The following is a 19,810-nucleotide window of genomic DNA, read 5'->3' as shown; positions in this document are numbered from 1 at the left end:
TTTTAATATTACTCTCAAAAAAAATAAAACACATATTCGCTCTTTAAATAATGACTGTCAGACATTTTAAAAATCACATATTTTTAAATATGCTCGCTTATTTTCCTTCATTGAGTAAAATTTCACGTTTTCCAACATGATTAGCGGCTCCTACAATGCCTTTTTCTTCCATGCGCTCAACAAGAGAAGCTGCTTTATTATAGCCGATTGAAAGTCGGCGCTGTATATAAGATGTTGAACATTTTTTATCACGCATAACAATCTTTACAGCTTGGTTATAAAGTCTCTCACTCTCTTCATCAAAATTTTCTTCCTCAGAAACTTCTGCCGTTGAATCAGCAGAAACATCCTCATTGTTTTCGTCTTCATTATCCGTGACCGTTGCTAAATAATCGGGTTTTCCCTGCATTTTAAGATGTGCAACAACGGCTTCAACTTCTTCATCAGAGACAAAAGGTCCATGAACGCGTACAATACGCCCTCCACCTGCCATATGAAGCATATCTCCTTGACCTAAAAGCGTTTCAGCACCTTGTTCACCTAAGATCGTACGACTATCAATTTTTGATGTGACCTGAAAAGAAATGCGCGTAGGAAAGTTTGCTTTAATTGTCCCCGTGATAACATCAACAGAAGGACGCTGCGTTGCCATAATAAGATGAATACCTGCCGCACGCGCCATTTGCGCTAAGCGCTGAATGGCATTCTCAATTTCTTTTCCTGCCACCATCATAAGATCAGCCATCTCATCAACAATCACGACGATATAAGGAAGCTGCGTGAGATCCATGGCTTCTTCATGATAAAGCATCTCCCCTGTTTCTTTATCAAAACCCGACTGTACAGTACACATGATCGTTTCGCCTTTTTGAGCCGCAAGTGCAACGCGTGCATTAAAACCATCAATATTACGCACACCTAACTTAGCCATTTTGCGATAACGCTCTTCCATTTCTCGAACCGCCCATTTTAAGGCGGTTACCGCTTTTTTGGGATCTGTTACAACCGGTGTTAAAAGATGTGGAATGCCATCATAAACAGAAAGCTCTAACATTTTAGGATCAACCATAATCAAACGACACTGCTGAGGCGTCATACGATAAAGAATCGACAAAATCATTGTATTAATTGCAACAGATTTTCCTGACCCTGTTGTTCCTGCAACCAATAAATGAGGCATTTTTGCTAATTCTGCAATAACAGGTTCACCATTAATCCCTTTCCCCAAAGCAAGAGCAAGTTTAAATTCACTTTCACGAAAAGAACGTGTTTGGATTAATTCCCGTAAATAAACAGTTTCACGAACCGCATTGGGCAACTCAATCCCGATAACATTCCGTCCAGGAATGACAGCAACGCGTGTGGAAATAGCAGACATAGAACGTGCAATATCATCAGAAAGATTAATAACGCGTGATGACTTTACACCCGCAGCGGGCTCAAATTCATACATTGTTACCACTGGGCCCGGATGAACATGAATAACTTCACCCTTAATGCCAAAATCTTCCAAAACACTTTCCAAAAGTCCAGCACCACGTTCTAATGTTTCCTGAGGAATCATCGTCCCTTCATGAAAAACAGGTTTCTGTAATAAATTAATCGGAGGGAATTCATAAACATCACAGTCAATAGATTGAATATTTTTCATAAAAGAAGAATTATAATTGCTTGATGGTGCGCGGGGAGATTGCAATGTTTTCGTTGTAGCATTTGCTTGCATCACAGACAGCTCTTTTGAATTCTTTGTAACATCCTTTGTTATACAATTGACAGTGTTATGGGCGACAGTATTATTGGTTTCTTCAGTCTCTATAGTATCCCCAGTACCCTTTAACGCCTCAGTGTCATTTAACACATGAGCGGAATCTTCAACAGAAAGCTTAGAATCGCCCTCTTGAGACTCCTTCATAGTATCATTATTCGTATTCATTAAATCAGAAATTTGCTCAACGCCTCTCATCCTTTCTTCTGGAGATTCTGATGTCATTGAATCATAGAGTTGCGGAAAGCGGTATTCAAGAACACGGTAAAGAGCCGTTATTGACTCATCAAAAGCAGAAGGGACATCAAGTGTAATTTCATTTGTCGTATCAATCGGTGTACTATCCTCTTTTGAAGTTTGAGTATCCATATGTTCAAATATCAAAGATCCACACTCAAAAAATGCATTATCGGAAAGGTGCAAAGCAGGCTTTATTTTTTGGAGCACATTTTTCACTTGTAACTCATGCTCTTGTTGATCTTCCTCAAGGGAAATATGGGCTGATGGTAGACTAATAGCTTGTTGTGACAACTGCTTTAAAACCGTTGAATGACAAACTGACGTTTTATTCCCTATCGATTGAGGATTAATGACTTTTTTTGTCGATGGAACGTTTGTTGTTTTCTTATTACAATGTACAATGTCCGTAATTTTTTTTCGATCTTGTTTTGTAAAAATCTTAAATTGTTTTGCAAAAATTGGATCTGTTTCTATACGACGACGTAGAATCTCAACTTCTGGCGTTCGCGTAAAACGGACATTTTTTCCGAGGGTAAATGCCTTTTTCCACACTTCCGGATAAGGAAATATCTCAGTAATCTTAATAGACAAATCTTCTCTTGATGCACCTTCCGTACCATCATCAGAAAAAGAAGACGTAGAAATAGATTTTGTTTTCGAATTATGCATGGCACCCAACAAATTTATAGCAATGAGAAAAATGACCTTTTCAAAAAGAATTCATAGAGGCTACCATATGAAGGTTAATAACCTTTTGCTGATGGTTATTTTTTAATGAAAAAAATAAGGCCAGAATGCATAATATTCTTTGTTTAAGGTTTATGAAGTAAATTGCCCAATTTATGGTGTCCTATCGCTCGTCTTCCATTTGTTTTGAAGAAAACTTCATGATACAAAGCGTCAAGAAAATTGTTTATAGCTCTCTTTCTCTCCCATTTTATAAAAACGATTAGTCCCAATAATACAAACAGTTATAGAAGCATTTCTCTATTTAAATCTTCCTGTTTGATGATCATAACATAATCTAATTTCTCGCGTTTTCATAAGATTATCCTTGTTATCCTCGTCTAAAAAGGCTTAGACTAAGACAACCATAATTACATAAACATAAAGAGAAAAAAGGGAGTGAATTATGTTTAATAAACGGAAATTTTATATCAATGGTCAATGGGATGATCCAAGTACGCCTCACGATTTTGACGTCATTAATCCATCAACAGAAGAAGCTTGTGCTATCATTAGCCTTGGAAGTACAAAAGATGCCGATAAAGCAATTAATGCTGCGAAAGAAGCGTTTCAAAAATGGAAAACAACATCACCAAACGAACGTCTTGGATTTGTTGAAAAAATTTTAGAAATCTATGAAAAACGTTCCAAAGACATGGCGAAAACTATTTCAATGGAAATGGGAGCACCAATTGATATGGCGCTTAATGCGCAAACCGCAACCGGCAGTTCTCACATTCGCGATTTTATCGAAGCTTATAAAGAGTTTTCATTCCAAAAAACTTTAATAAAGGGAAATGAGCAAGCAATCCTTCACTACGACCCTATCGGCGTCGTAGGATTAATTACGCCATGGAATTGGCCCATGAATCAAGTGACTCTTAAAGTTATCCCCGCTCTCTTGGCTGGCTGTACCATGGTGCTAAAACCCTCTGAAATTGCGCCTCTTTCTGCTATGCTTTTTGCTGAATTTTTAGATGAAGCAGCACTTCCGTCCGGTGTTTTTAATTTAATCAATGGTGATGGTGCAACTGTCGGCTCTTACCTTTCAGCTCATCCTGATCTAGAAATGATCAGCTTTACTGGTTCAACCAGAGCAGGAAAAGATATTTCTAAAAATGCCAGCGCTACTTTAAAAAGAGTCTGTCTGGAACTTGGAGGAAAAGGCGCAAATATTATCTTTGCTGATGCCGACTCAGATGCTATTCAGCGTGGTGTACGACATTGCTTTTATAATAGTGGACAAAGTTGTAATGCACCGACTCGTATGCTTGTGGAAGAGAACATCTATGACAAAGCCGTAAAAATAGCCAAAGATATTGCAGAAACGACAAAAGTAGGGCCAAACTGTCAAGAAGGTAATCATATTGGGCCTGTTGTTTCAAAACAACAATATGATAAAATTCAAGATCTTATCCAATCGGGAATTGATGAAGGGGCAACTCTTGTTGCAGGCGGAACTGGTTTACCTATAGGAATGGAACGCGGTTATTATGTCCGTCCAACAGTCTTTGCTGATGTAAAACCTCATATGCGTATTTTCAAAGAAGAAATCTTTGGTCCAGTTCTCTCGATTCTTTCTTTTAGTACAGAAGAAGAAGCCATCGCTTTAGCAAATGACACTGAGTATGGTCTTACAAACTATATTCAATCGCAAGATCGTAACAAATGTCGTCGTATTGCGGCACAAGTACGATCCGGTATGGTGGAAGTTAACGGACATGGATTACCTGATGGAAGCTACTTTGGAGGTGTAAAATTCTCTGGGCGCGCCCGTGAAGGGGGACAGTGGGGAATTAAAGAATTTCTCGATAGTAAAGCAATTTCATACTGGTAAAAAATCTTATTAAAAACTTAATAGGAATCGTATGGTCATACAGAAAATAACGGATGAAGGTGCTCTGGGACAACGTCTTGATCAGTGGCTCTCAAAACAATATCATGATGTGCTCTCACGTTCACGTTTGCAAACCCTCATCCGTGAAGGCTGTCTTAAAATTGATGGTCAATTCATCAAGGAACCAAAAACAAAATTAAAACCTAATCAAATAATTGAATTGGCAATGCCTGACCTTCGTGATGCAGAACCTAGCGCTGAAGCTATTGCATTGGACATCCTGTATGAAGATGATCATCTCATTGTTATTAACAAACCAGCGGGTCTTGTTGTTCATCCTGGCAATGGCAATTGGACTGGTACGTTGGTTAATGCCCTTATTTACCACTGTGGGAATAGTTTATCCGGTATAGGTGGTGTTAAACGCCCTGGCATTGTCCATCGTCTTGATAAAAATACAAGCGGTGTTATGGTTGTTGCAAAAAATGATCTGGCTCACAAAAGTCTCAGTGCTCAATTTTCTGATCATGGACGGACCTGCGCATTAGATCGACGCTATCATGCCTTGATTTGGGGGACACCTCACCGCAATGTCTGGACAATTGATGCATCACTTGGTCGTTCGCCCCATAACAGAACAAAGCAAGCTGTTGTCCAGAACCAAAACCCTCACGCGCGTCATGCTGTTACACATTTTTCTCTTCTTGAAAAATATGGTACTCATGCAGACTCGAACTCTTTTGCTAGCCTTTTGGAATGTCGTCTGGAAACCGGACGCACCCATCAAATCCGTGTTCATATGGCGCATATCGGACATCCACTCATCGGTGATACGGTTTATGGAAATGCTTTTAAAACAAAATCAAACAACCTTAATCCCACTCTTAAAAATGCAATCGATCAATTCAATCGACAAGCACTCCATGCCGCAAGTCTTACTTTTGAACATCCTTCTTCCGGTAAAATTATGTCGTTTTCCGCACCGCTGCCTCAAGATATGGCTAAACTTATTAAGCATTTTAAAAAAATGAATTGAAACTTTTTTCCATCTCAAGATTTCACAATAAAATATCTTTTTTTGAACAAAATTGAAAAATATGCTAAAGTGAAGTTGCAAGGATAGTTGGCTATCTTAAACATAGAATTTGCCTTATTTAGGGAATTCAGACAAAAGGAGGGTGCTATATGGCCCATATGAATTTGTTATCAGTCATAACAGGTGATGGCGGATTAAATCGTTACTTGGAAGAAGTGCGTCGTTTTCCAATGCTTGAGCCAAAAGAAGAGTATATGCTCGCTCAGCGTTACCGTGAGCATAATGATTTAAAAGCTGCACATAGGCTGGTCACCAGTCATTTGCGTCTTGTCGCTAAAATTGCGATGGGATACCGTGGTTATGGTCTCCCCATTGGGGAAGTCATTTCAGAAGGTAATATTGGACTCATGCAAGCTGTTAAGCGCTTTGAACCAGAGCGTGGTTTTCGTCTTGCGACCTATGCAATATGGTGGATTAAAGCATCAATCCAAGAATATGTATTGCGGTCTTGGAGTTTGGTGAAAATGGGGACAACAGCCAATCAAAAGCGCTTGTTTTTCAACCTTCGTAAGTTGAAAAATAAACTTCAAGCACTTGATAGTGGCGATCTCAATGGAGAACAAATAAAAGAAATTGCAACCCAGTTGAATGTCACAGAAGATGAAGTTGTATCGATGAATCGTCGACTTGGTGGTGATACTTCACTCAACGCACCCCTTCGTACAAAAGAAGGAGAAAACAGCGAGTTGCAAGATTGGTTGGTGGATGAATCTAACAATCAAGAACAAATTTTAATTGAAAAAAGTGAATTGGAAAATCGTCGTTCCATGCTTGTCAATGCTATGGACAATCTCAATGACCGCGAAAAGCGTATATTCAAAGCACGTCGTTTAAATGATGTACCATTAACTCTAGAAGAGCTTTCTGGTGAATTTAACATTAGTCGAGAACGAGTAAGACAGATTGAAATGCGTGCATTTGAAAAAGTGCAGAATTCTATCAGAGATTCTGCTTTATCTCAAAGCCAAGTATAAGACTCTAGAATTAGGTATAAAGCCAATTGCTTGCACATTCTTAAATTGGAAATGAGAAAAGCATCAATTGGCTTTATACTTGTAAATGGACCTCTCAAATGAGTTATTGATGTGTGAGCTTTATTGAGTACGTTTAGCTATAACGGATAAATACAGATGGTGAGAAATAATCTTTTATCTTATTTGCAGCTATGTTCTATTTTTTTGACCAAGAACTGTTAACTTATCTTGTTGTGCAAGCCATTTTCCAATAACTTCATTAAAAATAGACTCACCTGTTGGTCCTTTTGCAAAGGTTAATTCATTTATACGTCCGTTTTTATCCGTTAATACCAAACGCATCCAATTTAATTCTCGCATCAATTGTAAATTTCGGTCTAGAAACGGATGATTACCACTCAATGCAACAAGAAAAAAATCATCGTTAATCTTTGCAGATATAGTTCTTGTTAAAGCCTGCCCGATGGATTGTTCACTTGCTTTAAAGGTTAATGCTTGAACATTGCTTATAGCTTTACCTGAAAATTTATCAGAAAGAATAAAAATAAGGTCCATAATATATGCAGCAGGAAATGACCGATCGGTATTACGACGTAAAATTAACCGTAATGATAACCCTTCATCGGGAATTGTTATATCACCTTGTATAGCCATTTCTTCTGGAGCCCCCTTTACATGAGATTCCCTTATAAGCGTCCAGCGTGCGCTTCCCGTTGCTACCTTTTCTGCATCATAATTTGTACGTGCTTGATAAAAAACAGCTTCGCCTGATTTTTCAAGCGATTGCAAATTGCTGGCAACAACTTTTGAGATTCCTTCTTCATCAGAAGAATCTGCTGCTTGTTTTAAACCAACATCAACTTCACTCCCATCCTCTAATAAGCGTTGTGTTAACTTTCTCTTAACCGAAAGTACCTTTGGTACCCCCTGAGAAGCTTGAAGAGTTTCTCCTAACAACTGATGATCATTTGATACAAATACACGCCCCCCAATAAAAAAAATACCAACAGTTAAAACAACAAAACTCACAACAGAAATAGCACTTATCACAATACGCCTTTGCACCAATGATTTATTAGCACGACGTAAAGCTTGAGAAAAAATATGCGAAACAATATGCGGATTATCTTCTTGTGAAGGAGATACCTTTAACGCACAGCGATTAACATGCTCAGAAGGCAAATAAGCCTCCATATTAACAGGCTCTGCCTCTGGCATATCTGATACACAAGGCCCATCAAGTTCCTTATTATCCTTTAAGGTTTTAACAAGATTCTGCTTGCTGTTTATGTTTACCACTGAAAATTCATTATTCTTTGGTAATATAGCTCCTTTTGTATATTTTTTATCTTCATTTATATTTGTGGGATTCCACCCCATAACTGAAGAGAGCAACTTCTTTTCGACGGCTAAATATTCTTCTTCAACAGTTGTAATAGCACCTTGAAGAATCTTTCTTTGTTCATTTGCTATTGCTTGCGGTATTTTCGCTGTTAAAAATTGATGTTCTAATGTTTCGGTAGCCCGTTTATAAATCCGCTGACGCACTTGTGGTGTAACATTATTTTGCGCATTAATTGCCTTTTTTAAGATTCCAATGAAATCTACCATTTCCTCTATAATCTCTCTTAAACTGAGAAAAGAAACCCCAGCCCTAAAGCCAAAAAACCTTTTAGCCTCATAAATTAATTGTCATTTATATTGGTGCAACTATCGTAATAGTGTAAAATGAATATGAAAAATAAACAACGTTATTTTACACCTTTCCCTCACGCGCTCTTAAAAAACGCTCTTTGTTCAAAGATATAGAAATGGACAAAGAATCTATATGGAAGCCTAAAAACAATAATCAATTTCCAAAGGGATCTGTAATAAGAATAGTATCTTCACGTTCTGGACTCGTGGATAATAAAGCCACTTTTGTATTAATCAGTTCTTCGATATAGCGTATATATTTAACAGCCTGCACTGGTAAATCTTCCCACCTCAATGCATGAGCTGTTTTTTCCTTCCAACCCTCTAATGTTTCATAAATAGGCTTTACACGGGCTTGAGCTCCCATGGAGGAAGGTAAATAATCAATCTTTCTACCATCAAGCTCATAACCAATACAAATTTTTATTTCATCCAAACCATCCAGAACATCAAGTTTTGTCAATGCTATACCTTGAACACCACAAATTGCTACCATCTGACGAACTAAAACTGCATCAAACCAACCACACCGACGCTTTCGACCCGTTACAACACCAAATTCATGCCCACGTGTCCCAAGAAATTCACCAATATCATTTATCTGCTCTGTCGGAAATGGCCCTTCTCCAACACGTGTGGTATAAGCTTTTGCAATACCCAAAACATAATGAATGACTCCAGGCCCCATCCCAGATCCTGTACATGCCTGCCCAGCAACTGTATTCGATGATGTTACATAAGGATAAGTTCCAAAATCATTATCGAGTAAAGCACCCTGCGCCCCTTCAAAAAGAATGTGCTTTCCCTCCCGATAACCTTCATCTAAAAGACGCCACGTACAATCCATAAAGGGCAGAATTTTATCTGCAACTTGCATCAATTCATCATAAAGCGCTTGAGAATCAATCTCTGCAACACCCATCCCACGGCGCAAAGCATTATGATGCCTCAAAAGCCGCTCAATCTTAGCCATAAGTGTATCTTTTTCTGCTAAATCCATCACACGGATCGCACGACGTCCCACCTTATCTTCATAAGCAGGCCCAATACCACGCTTTGTTGTCCCAATTTTTAAACCTGATAAACCGCTTTCTCGAATTGCATCAAGATCACGATGCAAAGAAAGAATTAAGGGAGCATTTTCAGCAATCCGTAAAATTTCTGGTGTAATTTTTATACCCTGATCACATAGTTTTTTTAATTCTGCAACAAAATGATGAGGATCAACAACGACACCGTTACCAATGATTGATAACTTCCCACGCACTAAACCAGATGGTAAAAGTGATAATTTATAACTAACTCCATCAATAACCAATGTGTGGCCAGCATTATGCCCCCCCTGATATCTCACCACGATATCTGCTCGCTCAGACAACCAATCTACAATTTTACCTTTGCCTTCATCACCCCATTGTGTACCGACAACAACTACATTGGCCATAATTTTCTCCGTCGCGTGTTTGGTCAAAAAAACCAGCATTCAAAAACAAATACTTCTTTATAACGAAACCTTAGAGCAAGTGCGACTCCTCATTTCAGATTTTTCTCAATCTTCAAGTAATTAAATTTTCAAATTTATGATAATAAAGATAAGCAAATACCCCAATATTCTAAATCTCTTATTTTTACTACAAAAAGTAAAAAATTAGAGATTTCAATTTGTGTTTTGCCAACCCATGACAAAGCATTCATTTCCCCTCTTAAGCTTTTACAGTTCATGTAAATTATTTAGAAGTTGTTTATCTGATACAAGAATACGAAAGATCATCATAATCTCTCGTATCCTTTTTCTGTTTAAAAACGCATCGTGAAAATCACCGGTCATTATTTAAAGCTGTGCTTTTTCAACTTGGAACGCCCATTCAAGCCATTGTGTTAAAATTTCAAGATCGGAAGCCTCAATTGTTATACCCGCCCAAATTCGAAGCCCAGGAGGAGCATCGCGATACGAACCGATATCATAAGCAACACCTTCCTCATCAAGACGATTCACGACGGCTTTTATAAAAGATACTCGCTTTTCAGTATCTAAAGCAGTAATTACTGGATCCACAATATCTAAACAAATAGAAGTATTAGAACGCACTTGAGGATCTTTTGCCAAATATTCTAACCATGGTGTTTTACGAACAAAAGTATCAAATACAGAAAAATTTTTCTCAACCCGTGCTCTTAGTGCTGCTGCACCTCCTAGAGACTTTGCCCACTTCAACCCATCAAGAAAATCCTCAACACAAAGCATAGAAGGCGTATTGATTATCTTTCCTTTAAAAATATCTTCGTTCAATTTTCCATTTTTTGTCATACAGAAAAGTTGAGGCATAGGCCAAGCTGGAACATGATTCTCAAGCCTCTCAACAGCACGAGGACTTAAAATCACCATACCATGTGCTGCTTCACCTCCCAAAACTTTTTGCCACGAAAAAGTAACGACATCTAATTTTGAAAAATCAAGATATTGCGCAAAAGCTGCAGACGTTGCATCACAAATGGTCAATCCTGCCCGCTTATCCGGAATGAAATCCGCATTAGGAATACGCACACCAGAAGTTGTCCCATTCCATGTAAAAACAACATCACGATCAAAATTAAGTTGGGTTAAATCTGGTATTTCACCATATGGGGCTTCAAAACGGCGCACATCAGAAAGTTTTAATTGCTCAACAACATCTTTATTCCACCCAAATCCAAAACTTTCCCAGGCCGCCATATCAATGCCACGCTCACCTAATAAAGACCATAGAGAAGCTTCAACAGCACCGGTATCTGAACCTGGCATAATTCCTATACGATGATCAGAAGGAACCTCAAGAATCTCACGGGTTAAATTAACAACTTCAGCAAGTTTTAATTCTGCTTCTCTCGATCTATGCGAACGCCCAACTAATGCATTTTTAAGAACATCAAAAGTCCAACCAGGCCGTTTGCTACAAGGACCTGAAGAAAAATTAGTATTCTTGGGACGACTGCTTGGTTTTTGTAACATTATCATTATTTCTCCCCTTTTAGATGTTTTGCTTCCTTTATAAAGAAAAACAAATTGTTATAAAGACTAATCAAGAGTCTTTTTAGAAAAAAGTCAAAAATGTTTTCTATTATTTCGTAGGCTTAAAAATCACGGAAACTTTGTAAAAAAATCTTTCTAAATCATGCCTCTCAATTGATTCTTTTATTTTTTTTCGTATCATCACCACGATAAGATAGCATTCTGATAACGATACACTAACGTATCACAACATACCTATCAAGTTTATTTTATGATAAGGATTCATTGATAACTCTCTAGAATAGGGAGATAAACTTATTAAAAAATCAATTATTTTTCTTTTGATGACTGGACAGAGAAAATTTTAATGTTATAACCGCACACGCTCTATGTTTTTTATGAAGCATGCCCAGATAGCTCAGTAGGTAGAGCAGCGGACTGAAAATCCGCGTGTCCGTGGTTCGAATCCGCGTCTGGGCACCACTCTCTCGTGCTTAACATATTGAAATATATAATTTTTTATTTGATTCGCTGTTTTTCAGACCACCTTTCAGACCACCTCTTGTGGTTTATACAATTTTACTTAATTTGTTGTTATTTGTTCCCTATTTTTCTTTGGAGTAAAGGCTAAGATCTCCTTTTTTCTCCATCTTACGGCTCTTCCTAGCTTATAGGGTTGCGGAAACTCCCCTTGAAGCACCCAATTGCGAATCGTTGTGGTTGATACACTAAAAAGCTGTGCACATTCACGGGTTGTTACATATCTATCGCCATCATCAAATATCATCTCATTACCTTTCTATTTTTATATTACTTATTACTTAAGTGGGTGGGGGTGCTGGGAGGAGAGAGCACCCCCATAACGTCAAGCGGCTTTTGTCAAAATCTTTTGCATCTCTTGTTCTATTTCTGCTAAAAAGACTTCGACCGCTTGATTAATCTGTTCAATGTGTTCTTCATCACGGTGAATGCGTTTGATTTTCATGCGCAGGTATGTTGATTGCCTCGTAAAACGTGGGTCATAACTGATAAAATCACACCATTTTCGTCCCGTACAAGCCATTTGGAATTGCATTTGCGCGCGATATTCAGGCTTTATATGGTCATCTATAAAAAAACGTAGATGATTTGGGGATTGTGGGCATTTGACTTCAACTAAACCGTCATCACTAACAAACCCATCAGGACTAGCCCCCGCCATTTGGATTGTGGGGTGCTGGATAAAACCGCATTGAGAGACTTCAGTATCATAAATGAATGCATATTCTTTTAGGGCATCTTCTTCATGTTCAATGCCCCATTGCATAGCAGGCGTTGTATAAAATTGGCTTACTTCTTCTGTTAAACGCTCTGTAATGAGTTTAATTTTATAGTCTTCATATTTGCTTGTAGGGGTTCCCTTTGCTGTTTTACTGAGTATGTTGTAAACGTTTGAAGCGGTAACTTTGCCTAAACGGGCTTGAAACCATTCTGCTGTTCTTTGTTCCATTTCACACCGCCTTTTGTTGCTCTTGTTGTGCTTTATTCATTTGTGAGCGTTGCTTTTTTTTCAAAGCAAACAAAACAGTTTGGGCTTGTTTATAAGACATCTGTGTGAGATTTTTTACGCCTATAAAAGAAAGAATATCGCTTTCCTTTGCTTGTGTCTGTTCCATTAATTCTTTGATTTCATTCATCTGTTCCGGTGTGACACCTGCTATAAGCGTTATTCCATCTGTATCGTCTTCTTTTCTTGCAACATTAAGAAGCATGCCTAAGAGATATCGACGTGCGTAGCTTATAGTAGAACCAACCGCTTGTACGTTGTTTTTACTTCCAGTAGTGTCAAAAGGAAATGTTCCTTGTGTTGATATTTCATTGCCCGATATATGCTTTAAAGTCATTTCTACGGTTATGCTATTTGAACTCTGCTCTTTGATACGAGAGAACAAGGCAAAGTGATATTTTGAAAGAGGTTCTTTGATAGCATCAATATATTTATCAAGCGTTGTATAGAGGCTTTTAGTATGTGTATTAAGGGCGTTTTGTTCGATATCTTTATATTCCATTTGTATAGCGGAAAGATCACGAACAAAGTTTTGGCGCTCTTGTCGTTCTATCTCCTTTTCTCGTAATTCGAGAAGGCTCTTGAGACGGTCCAGATCAACATCATTTTCTAAAGCTCTTTCTAAAATAAGCTCCATAGCTGTAGATTTGACTTCACAATCGTTTGTTTTGTTTACTTCTGTTAAGTTCGTGTTTAGTTCATTCATTTTGCTTTCCTCCATTGAAGACGCAACTCACCCGTGGCGTGAATCACGCATGTGTTAAAAGTTGGTTTGGTTGTTAGAGTTTGGATTTTATAGGCTGTATGATGTCTTCAGAAATTATGGTATCTACATAAGGCTCGTCTTTATACCCAGAGATAGTGATACAAAGTTCACTTAGATTGTGCGTATTTTTTCACAACTAACTGCACACACAAGGTAGGTTTAATTTCATATTTATACATGATTTATTTTTTTTCGTTTGTTGTGATACGACTTTCTCCGCAGATCTCTGAATCTCCGTAAATTTTTGCGTCGCCATAAACTCTTGCATTGGGATAAACAATTGCATTTCCGTAAATCTGTGCGTTTTCAAAAATGCGACCACCACCATACACTCGGGCGTTATTATAAATTTTTGCATTGTCATAAATTTTTGAACCCCAAGTAACACAAGCATTATCATAGACCCAGCAATTGCCATCATGAGAGAGATTGCTTTCATTTTCTATAAAGCCCCCAAGGTCGCCAGCCTTAACATCATCAAAATCTCTTAAAGCACGAATGCGGTACAATGTATGGCAACTTACAATATCGGTGGTTTCATCGGTCAGTTCGTATTTCTTTTTTATCATAATAACCTCCTCTTAATGCATGCTTTGTCGTTTAAGTTCTTGAGACAACACACCAATGCCTTTTGCTGTGATTTTTGCGCAAGGAATGACTTTTTCTATTCCACATGCAGTTTGAAGCGTGATGGTTGGACAATCCATAAGTTGCTTTTGGATTTTGTCTTGATACGGTAGCAAATTTCCACCCGCTGCACGTCTGTAAATCCACCCTTTTTGCTGTAAGAATTGAATGAATTGTTTTGGTTGCATCTCGAGTATTTTAGCAGCTTCTGTAAGACCAAAGAGCCCATCATGGCGCTGTAAGCTTTCAAGAGCCATGGCTTTTGGTGTTAAATCTTCAATGATGGTGTCTTTTTGATCTATTTGACCTTGTAGGTAATTCAAAAAGCCAATCATAGCTTTTGGACTTGAATAGTCGATTTGTGGTGCTACCACTTGCTTTACACGCTTTTCACATTCGATAAAGTATAAACGGGCTTCTCTCCCTTTCTGATTGTTCTCAAGCATAGAAAGTTCTTTGGCTCTATCGAGTGTGAGATAGTAGTTAATCGCGATAACAGCCCTAGATTTTGCGCTCGCCAAATTTGGCGACCGCAAATCTTGTGTTTTTACAAAGTCTTGTCCTTCTATAAAATTGTATCTGGTAATACGGTCCTTAATCCAATTTGAAAAGTCACGTTTTGCCTCTAAGAATGCATGCAGATCACGTGCATTTACTGTCTGAACTATTTCCTGATCAATGATTTGTTCTTTAATCTCTATGAGAGTGTTCATGATGAACTCCTATGCAGTCTGTTTAATTTTATTTTTAAGATGCATCATGATAGCTGCTCGTATTTCAGGGCTCGAAAAATCGATTTGGGGATTAGCTGCTTGCTCTTCTAATTTTTTCCAATAATCTATGATTTTTGCGCGTAACACAGTGTTGTAACCTAAAATGACAATAAGAGATTCACGTTTAGGAAGATGGTAACAAGGAAGAGTACGACCTGTTGAATCTTTGTATAATCCAGCAAAATTACTCAGGTCGATTTTAAGTTCGCTAAATAGTTTACGAATATCTCGCATTACATGAGCATGTCTTTTACCGCATAACTCTGCAATTTCAATGCTAGACATGGTTGGAATTGTTTCATGTTTGTTTGTATTTTGCTGGATAGCAATTAGCTTTTCCATTACGGACCTCATATTGGGTGGGATTGATGGGAAAAAGGGGGCGCTTTTTCAAACGCCCTTAAGAATTTTAAAGCACATCACAAGGACGCAAACGGTGCTGTTGTTCATAAGTACCGTAGACCTCATCATTATATTTTTCTTTTGCTAAATCATCTAAAAGGTCATGGTAAGCATTACTTTCACCTACAAAATAATGAACCTTACTATCCTCATAGAGATGTTCAATATTTGCTTCTACATATGCGTCTGCAATTTCTTCAGAGATATCTTCACAACTTTTTTCAGAAGGATTTATACGAAAGATTTGGATGGCATCATCTCCCTCATCAACTATGCTTAGAATTTGGCTTGCATCAAGCGGTCCTGACCGACCAATGTTTTGATCATCATCGTAGGTAACTAATAAAATTTCATTAGAATTTATGAGAATTGGCTTTTCCATAATTTCCCCTCCCTAACGCCTCTTGGCGATTGTTTGTGTTAATTTATGGATATATTAGTACAATATGAACGAAACATAGTCAAGTACAAAATGTACTATTTTTTCAAAAAAATTAAAAAATGACGAATCATTGACTAATTTAAGAATCAATAAACATGCAGTTTATTGTAGAATCAATAATCTGCTATGACTTGCTGATGGCATCTAATTGATAATTTAAATAGAGAATCTTAATTGTACTTACATGTCAAGAATAGTGCGTCGTACACGACCTATTATAGAAATGGCACCTTCAAGTTTTGGAGCTTTTATTGTTTTATCGTACGAAGCAGGCTGAAAAGGAGGATTATCATTTGGTCTATATCGCTTATATGTAGCTCGCCCAGTTTCATCCGCAATTACATAGCAGGCATTAGGTACAAGCTTTTTGTCTCGCATATTTACAAGTATTATGGAATCTGGAGGACTAATTTTATTCATGGATGCACCATCCACACGCAACGCAATCCATTCACCGGCAGGAAGGTTAACAGCTTCTGTCATAGGATAATCTGAAAAATCCATTATCCCATCTTGCTCGCTTAACTCTCCAGCACTAATCCATGAAATAAGAGGAATACTTATATTAAGGCTAGGATTTTCTTGAGGAGATTCACCATATAAAATCCATCCCGGATCGACGTTAAATACTTGTCCATAGAGTTCGGCTTTTTGTCGAGAAACAGGACGATTTCCATTTTCATGACTAATTAGAGTATTTTGATTCAGAGCTGATATAGCGCGTGCAGCCTCGCTCGGTGTTGCATACCCAGCATTTTTACGCGCTATTTTAAGTCTATCTTTTGGCAAATAACTCATTCGTACATTATCCACTATTTTTTTCATTCATTGTGTACTATTTTGTCTTGATTTTAAATTGTACGTAATGTACTATTTTGATCATGGTTAATAATTTTTATGTCAAAAATTTGATTGAGTCTTGGGGATCTATAGGTCAATTTGCAAAGGAAATCGGTTGTAGCTATGAAGCTGCACGTAAAATGCGCGATCGCAATAGTATTTCTCCAAAATATTGGAACATAATTATCCAATTGTCTGAATCCAAAGGTCCACCTTGGATTACGCTAGATTGGTTTCTTCATATGTATGAGAATAAATCTCATGGTGTTTCTCTTCTAATAACAGAACAAGGAAAAAGTAAGATTTCTTTAACGGAGAAATTTACAACATCGAATGGGGCAATTTGTATGAATAATTCTACAGACAACAAAAAACACCCACAGCATAATTCACAGGCTTAAAGAAGAAAGATTAGAGATGATAAATGAACCACAGATCTCTATAAGCAAAGTTCAGTTGATCGATCTTGTTAATAAGATTGGGCGGGAAGACATATATTATGGTGTCCGTTTGCCTCAAGATGCATGTCTTGAAACAAGCATGAAGCCCCCATCAACAGGTTTTATTGTTTGTATGCTACATAGTATCTTTGCGCGCGATGATAGAAATTATTTTCCATTATTTCCATACGATGATTTTAAACAATGGTTTTCATCTGTCTTTATGCAAGCTTTTACTGCTTGGTTTGATAATCATTTTTCTCAAGAGTTATCATCTTTTTATCGCTTAAGTAAGCTAATCTTATTTATGTGCTTAGTCGAAAGTAAGCTTGACTTCTTAAGGGATAAACTCATCGAAAAAAGAAAAGAAGAGATCGAATTAATAAGTAATGCGTGCAGTGTGTGTCTGAGTTGAGTTAGACCATTTTTTAAACTTATGATGACGCGCTCTGTCACAGCACGCATATAAATACGTAGAGCCAAGGGGGGATTATGATCAATAACACGCGAACCATTCTTTGTCTTGATCTAGGTAGCAAGACTGGCTGGGCTATATGCGGTGCTGATGGTCACATCATCAGTGGTGTCATGAATTTTCACCCCCGATATTTTGAAGTCGGTGAAATGCATTATTTACGCTTTAAGAGATGTCTATCAGAAATAAAGAAAACCGTAGGCAGTATTGACGCGGTGTATTTTGAAGAAGTACGCCGGCATGTGGGTACTGATGCAGCGCATATTTACGGTGACTTGTTATCAATCTTAACAGCTTGGTGTGAACATCATCAGATACCGTATGAAGGCATTCCTGTTAGCACAATTAAGAAAGCAACGACAGGAAAAGGAAACGCCTCAAAAGTAGAAATGATTAAGGCGATGTATGCAAAAGGGCACGCGCCTGAAGATGATAATGAAGCAGATGCTTTAGCAATTTTATATTTAAAGAAAGAAGGGGGTATGCATGTCTAATGGTATGCCATGGATAAGATTCCATTTGTATGACTGGATAAGTGGTACAGATGGAATGACATTGGAGCAAAGGGGGGCTTATATGACGCTTCTCATTTGCATGTATGAAAAAAAAGAACCACTTAAAACAGATTTTCAAACGCTTGCACGCGTTTGTCATTGTTCGCAGAAAAAATTTGCAGCTATTGTCGAATATCTCATGAGAAATGATAAACTTATTGAGATAGATGGCGGGTTGTGGAATACGCGTGTTGAAGAAGAGCTTAATAACTTCAGTGAAGAGCTAGATAATTTTACCTCTAATAATAATGAAGAAAAGGAGGTAAAATATGTCAACTAAATTGGCTTGGACGAGACTTAATACAGATCAGTGGCTATTTAAACTTTCTGATTTACCACCTATGGAAGTCAATGTTTATGTGAAGTTGCGAATAAGAATGTTACACACGCGTGAACCTCTTTTGAATGATTCACGAGTATTATCTCATTTTACTTGTTGTACAGTAAAAAGATTTGAAAAGGCGTTAGATTATTTATTTAGATCTGGGCACATCATTTCTTTAGAAGATGGTCGTTTGTGGAGTTCAGATGTTGAGGAAGAACTCAATAACTCAAATGAAAATATAAATAAATTTTCAGAGAGAGCACAGAAGGCAGCGCAAGCAAAATGGGCAAAACGTCATAAAGAAAAAACAATTAGCGATGATCAAAATGCTAAGCATGATGCTAAAGCAATGCTTAATGATGCTAAGCATGATGCTAACGATATGCTTAAGCATACTACAAGCAATGCTAATGCAATGCTTAATGATGCCATTAACAATAACAATAACATATATAATAAAAAAACTAATACTATCGTATTAGCAAAAAAAGAAATTGGTTCTGAAAATTTAGAAACGAACGATTTGGTTCACGAGCCAATCGAGGTTGATGCTGTTGAGAGCCAATCAGAGCAAATCGAAACGGGTGTAGAAAACCAATCTCCCATTCACGAGCAAGAAAACGTTCTCAAAAAAGCCAAGCAGTCAAAAGCTAATCGAGGTTGTCGATTGCCTGCGGATTTCGAACCCGATTACGATTTTGCCATTGCAGAGGGCTTGCCTCCAAAGCGTGTCAAAGTCGAAATCGCAAAGTTTAGAGATTTTTGGAATGCCAAGGCAGGTAAGGACGCTAGCAAGCGAGATTGGCAAGCAACGTGGCGTAACTGGGTGCGCAAGGCTATCGAGGATTTAGAAAAAACAAAAAACACGAACAACAATGGTGGAAATTATGGAAACTTTTCAAAAGATCAAAGAACTTGTGGTGGTACCGGAGAGGCAATCCGTAACCTTATCCGTGAAGCAGGATTTAGTGAATCCACTTCAAAACATTACAGATCAGATGATACGATGTGTAACAAGGGATTGTCCATGGACCTTGATCAGTGGCATGAAATTGACACCGGCACTGGAGGAACAAGCTTTCGGAGTGTATCAGACAGTCCAAAACTTGCTTACCTTGAAAGCGTCTGTTGAAGATATTGCTGAGGCTCTTGATATGCTTGAAAGCGGTTTGACAATGCAAAAAGTTTCAAATCCAGAGGCACGTGCAAAGGCTTATATCACAGCTCTTAACGGCATTTCACTCTGGTCTTTGTTGCAAGCTGTTAAAAATCTTATACGGGGAGAAGCCAAAGGCATG

20 protein-coding genes, 1 tRNA gene and 1 pseudogene are annotated in these 19,810 nt (G+C 37.9%); 10 read left to right on the top strand and 12 right to left on the bottom strand.

Annotation, left to right across the window (positions count from 1 at the left end):
• Nucleotides 1-97: 97 nt before the first annotated feature.
• Nucleotides 98-2,674: a DNA translocase FtsK gene (locus tag PVV57_RS03640; RefSeq protein ID WP_273719152.1), complete on the bottom strand. Its 2,577-nt coding sequence runs from the start codon at nucleotides 2,672-2,674 to the stop codon at nucleotides 98-100.
• A 463-nt stretch (nucleotides 2,675-3,137) separates the two neighbouring features.
• Here PVV57_RS03640 and PVV57_RS03635 point away from each other — a divergent pair, with 463 nt between their 5' ends.
• From PVV57_RS03635 to rpoH, 3 genes are all read left to right on the top strand, one after another.
• Nucleotides 3,138-4,568: an aldehyde dehydrogenase family protein gene (locus PVV57_RS03635; protein ID WP_273719153.1), complete on the top strand. Its 1,431-nt coding sequence runs from the start codon at nucleotides 3,138-3,140 to the stop codon at nucleotides 4,566-4,568.
• 31 nt (nucleotides 4,569-4,599) lie between these two features.
• The gene (locus PVV57_RS03630) at nucleotides 4,600-5,604 is read left to right on the top strand and encodes an RluA family pseudouridine synthase (RefSeq protein WP_273719154.1); all 1,005 of its coding nucleotides are present in this window, start codon (nucleotides 4,600-4,602) and stop codon (nucleotides 5,602-5,604) included.
• A gap of 149 nt (nucleotides 5,605-5,753) precedes the next feature.
• Nucleotides 5,754-6,638 carry an RNA polymerase sigma factor RpoH gene (rpoH, locus tag PVV57_RS03625; protein WP_273719155.1) on the top strand — a complete coding sequence of 295 codons (885 nt, stop codon included), beginning with the start codon at nucleotides 5,754-5,756 and terminating at the stop codon, nucleotides 6,636-6,638.
• Nucleotides 6,639-6,827: 189 nt separating this feature from the next.
• On the opposite strand, the gene PVV57_RS03620 is transcribed toward rpoH, so the two are convergent.
• The 3 genes from PVV57_RS03620 to PVV57_RS03610 form a co-directional block, all read right to left on the bottom strand.
• Complete coding sequence (locus PVV57_RS03620) at nucleotides 6,828-8,249, bottom strand: hypothetical protein (protein WP_273719156.1); 1,422 nt, start codon at nucleotides 8,247-8,249, stop codon at nucleotides 6,828-6,830.
• A gap of 238 nt (nucleotides 8,250-8,487) precedes the next feature.
• Nucleotides 8,488-9,777: an adenylosuccinate synthase gene (locus PVV57_RS03615; protein ID WP_273719157.1), complete on the bottom strand. Its 1,290-nt coding sequence runs from the start codon at nucleotides 9,775-9,777 to the stop codon at nucleotides 8,488-8,490.
• Between the two features lie 387 nt (nucleotides 9,778-10,164).
• Entirely contained in the window at nucleotides 10,165-11,328 is a 1,164-nt protein-coding gene (locus tag PVV57_RS03610) for a phosphoserine transaminase (protein WP_273719158.1), read from the bottom strand.
• Nucleotides 11,329-11,729: 401 nt separating this feature from the next.
• On the opposite strand from PVV57_RS03610, the gene PVV57_RS03605 reads away from it, so the two are divergent.
• A tRNA-Phe gene (locus PVV57_RS03605) sits at nucleotides 11,730-11,805 on the top strand.
• A 100-nt stretch (nucleotides 11,806-11,905) separates the two neighbouring features.
• Here PVV57_RS03605 and PVV57_RS03600 read toward each other — a convergent pair.
• The 8 genes from PVV57_RS03600 to PVV57_RS03565 form a co-directional block, all read right to left on the bottom strand.
• A complete protein-coding gene (locus tag PVV57_RS03600) occupies nucleotides 11,906-12,109 on the bottom strand; it encodes an AlpA family transcriptional regulator (RefSeq protein WP_007347214.1) in 204 nt (67 codons plus the stop codon).
• Between the two features lie 78 nt (nucleotides 12,110-12,187).
• On the bottom strand, nucleotides 12,188-12,811 hold the full coding sequence (locus tag PVV57_RS03595) for a lambda exonuclease family protein (protein WP_273719159.1): 624 nt from the start codon (nucleotides 12,809-12,811) through the stop codon (nucleotides 12,188-12,190).
• A gap of 1 nt (nucleotide 12,812) precedes the next feature.
• Nucleotides 12,813-13,574: an ERF family protein gene (locus PVV57_RS03590; protein WP_273719160.1), complete on the bottom strand. Its 762-nt coding sequence runs from the start codon at nucleotides 13,572-13,574 to the stop codon at nucleotides 12,813-12,815.
• A gap of 242 nt (nucleotides 13,575-13,816) precedes the next feature.
• Nucleotides 13,817-14,203: a hypothetical protein gene (locus PVV57_RS03585; protein WP_273719161.1), complete on the bottom strand. Its 387-nt coding sequence runs from the start codon at nucleotides 14,201-14,203 to the stop codon at nucleotides 13,817-13,819.
• 12 nt (nucleotides 14,204-14,215) lie between these two features.
• Nucleotides 14,216-14,974 (bottom strand): antA/AntB antirepressor family protein, encoded by a 759-nt coding sequence (locus tag PVV57_RS03580; RefSeq protein ID WP_273719162.1) that lies wholly within the window; start codon nucleotides 14,972-14,974, stop codon nucleotides 14,216-14,218.
• A gap of 9 nt (nucleotides 14,975-14,983) precedes the next feature.
• Nucleotides 14,984-15,319, bottom strand: coding sequence for a Rha family transcriptional regulator (locus tag PVV57_RS03575; protein ID WP_244442390.1), 336 nt, complete (start codon nucleotides 15,317-15,319; stop codon nucleotides 14,984-14,986).
• A gap of 124 nt (nucleotides 15,320-15,443) precedes the next feature.
• On the bottom strand, nucleotides 15,444-15,818 hold the full coding sequence (locus PVV57_RS03570; RefSeq protein WP_273783492.1) for a hypothetical protein: 375 nt from the start codon (nucleotides 15,816-15,818) through the stop codon (nucleotides 15,444-15,446).
• A 240-nt stretch (nucleotides 15,819-16,058) separates the two neighbouring features.
• Nucleotides 16,059-16,676, bottom strand: a complete 618-nt coding sequence (locus PVV57_RS03565) for a S24 family peptidase (RefSeq protein ID WP_273783518.1) — start codon at nucleotides 16,674-16,676, stop codon at nucleotides 16,059-16,061.
• Between the two features lie 83 nt (nucleotides 16,677-16,759).
• Between PVV57_RS03565 and PVV57_RS03560 the strand changes: the two genes are divergently transcribed.
• From PVV57_RS03560 to PVV57_RS03535, 6 genes and pseudogenes are all read left to right on the top strand, one after another.
• Entirely contained in the window at nucleotides 16,760-17,119 is a 360-nt protein-coding gene (locus PVV57_RS03560; protein WP_273783490.1) for a hypothetical protein, read from the top strand.
• A gap of 16 nt (nucleotides 17,120-17,135) precedes the next feature.
• Nucleotides 17,136-17,573, top strand: a complete 438-nt coding sequence (locus tag PVV57_RS03555) for a hypothetical protein (protein ID WP_273783488.1) — start codon at nucleotides 17,136-17,138, stop codon at nucleotides 17,571-17,573.
• A gap of 77 nt (nucleotides 17,574-17,650) precedes the next feature.
• The gene (locus PVV57_RS03550) at nucleotides 17,651-18,127 is read left to right on the top strand and encodes a crossover junction endodeoxyribonuclease RuvC (protein ID WP_273783486.1); all 477 of its coding nucleotides are present in this window, start codon (nucleotides 17,651-17,653) and stop codon (nucleotides 18,125-18,127) included.
• Nucleotides 18,120-18,467, top strand: coding sequence for a YdaU family protein (locus PVV57_RS03545; RefSeq protein WP_273719169.1), 348 nt, complete (start codon nucleotides 18,120-18,122; stop codon nucleotides 18,465-18,467). The genes PVV57_RS03550 and PVV57_RS03545 overlap by 8 nt, the downstream gene beginning before the upstream one ends.
• Entirely contained in the window at nucleotides 18,457-19,644 is a 1,188-nt protein-coding gene (locus tag PVV57_RS03540; protein WP_273783485.1) for a DUF1376 domain-containing protein, read from the top strand. Before PVV57_RS03545 ends, PVV57_RS03540 begins: the two co-directional genes overlap by 11 nt.
• Nucleotides 19,628-19,810, top strand: a pseudogene (locus PVV57_RS03535) (hypothetical protein); the annotation flags it as partial. The gene PVV57_RS03540 and the pseudogene PVV57_RS03535, both read left to right, overlap by 17 nt.

The sequence above is a fragment of the Bartonella sp. AU15XJBT genome, from assembly GCF_028618615.1.
Classification (GTDB): Bacteria; Pseudomonadota; Alphaproteobacteria; order Rhizobiales; family Rhizobiaceae; genus Bartonella.
This window is presented reverse-complemented; position numbering and strand designations above follow the sequence as displayed.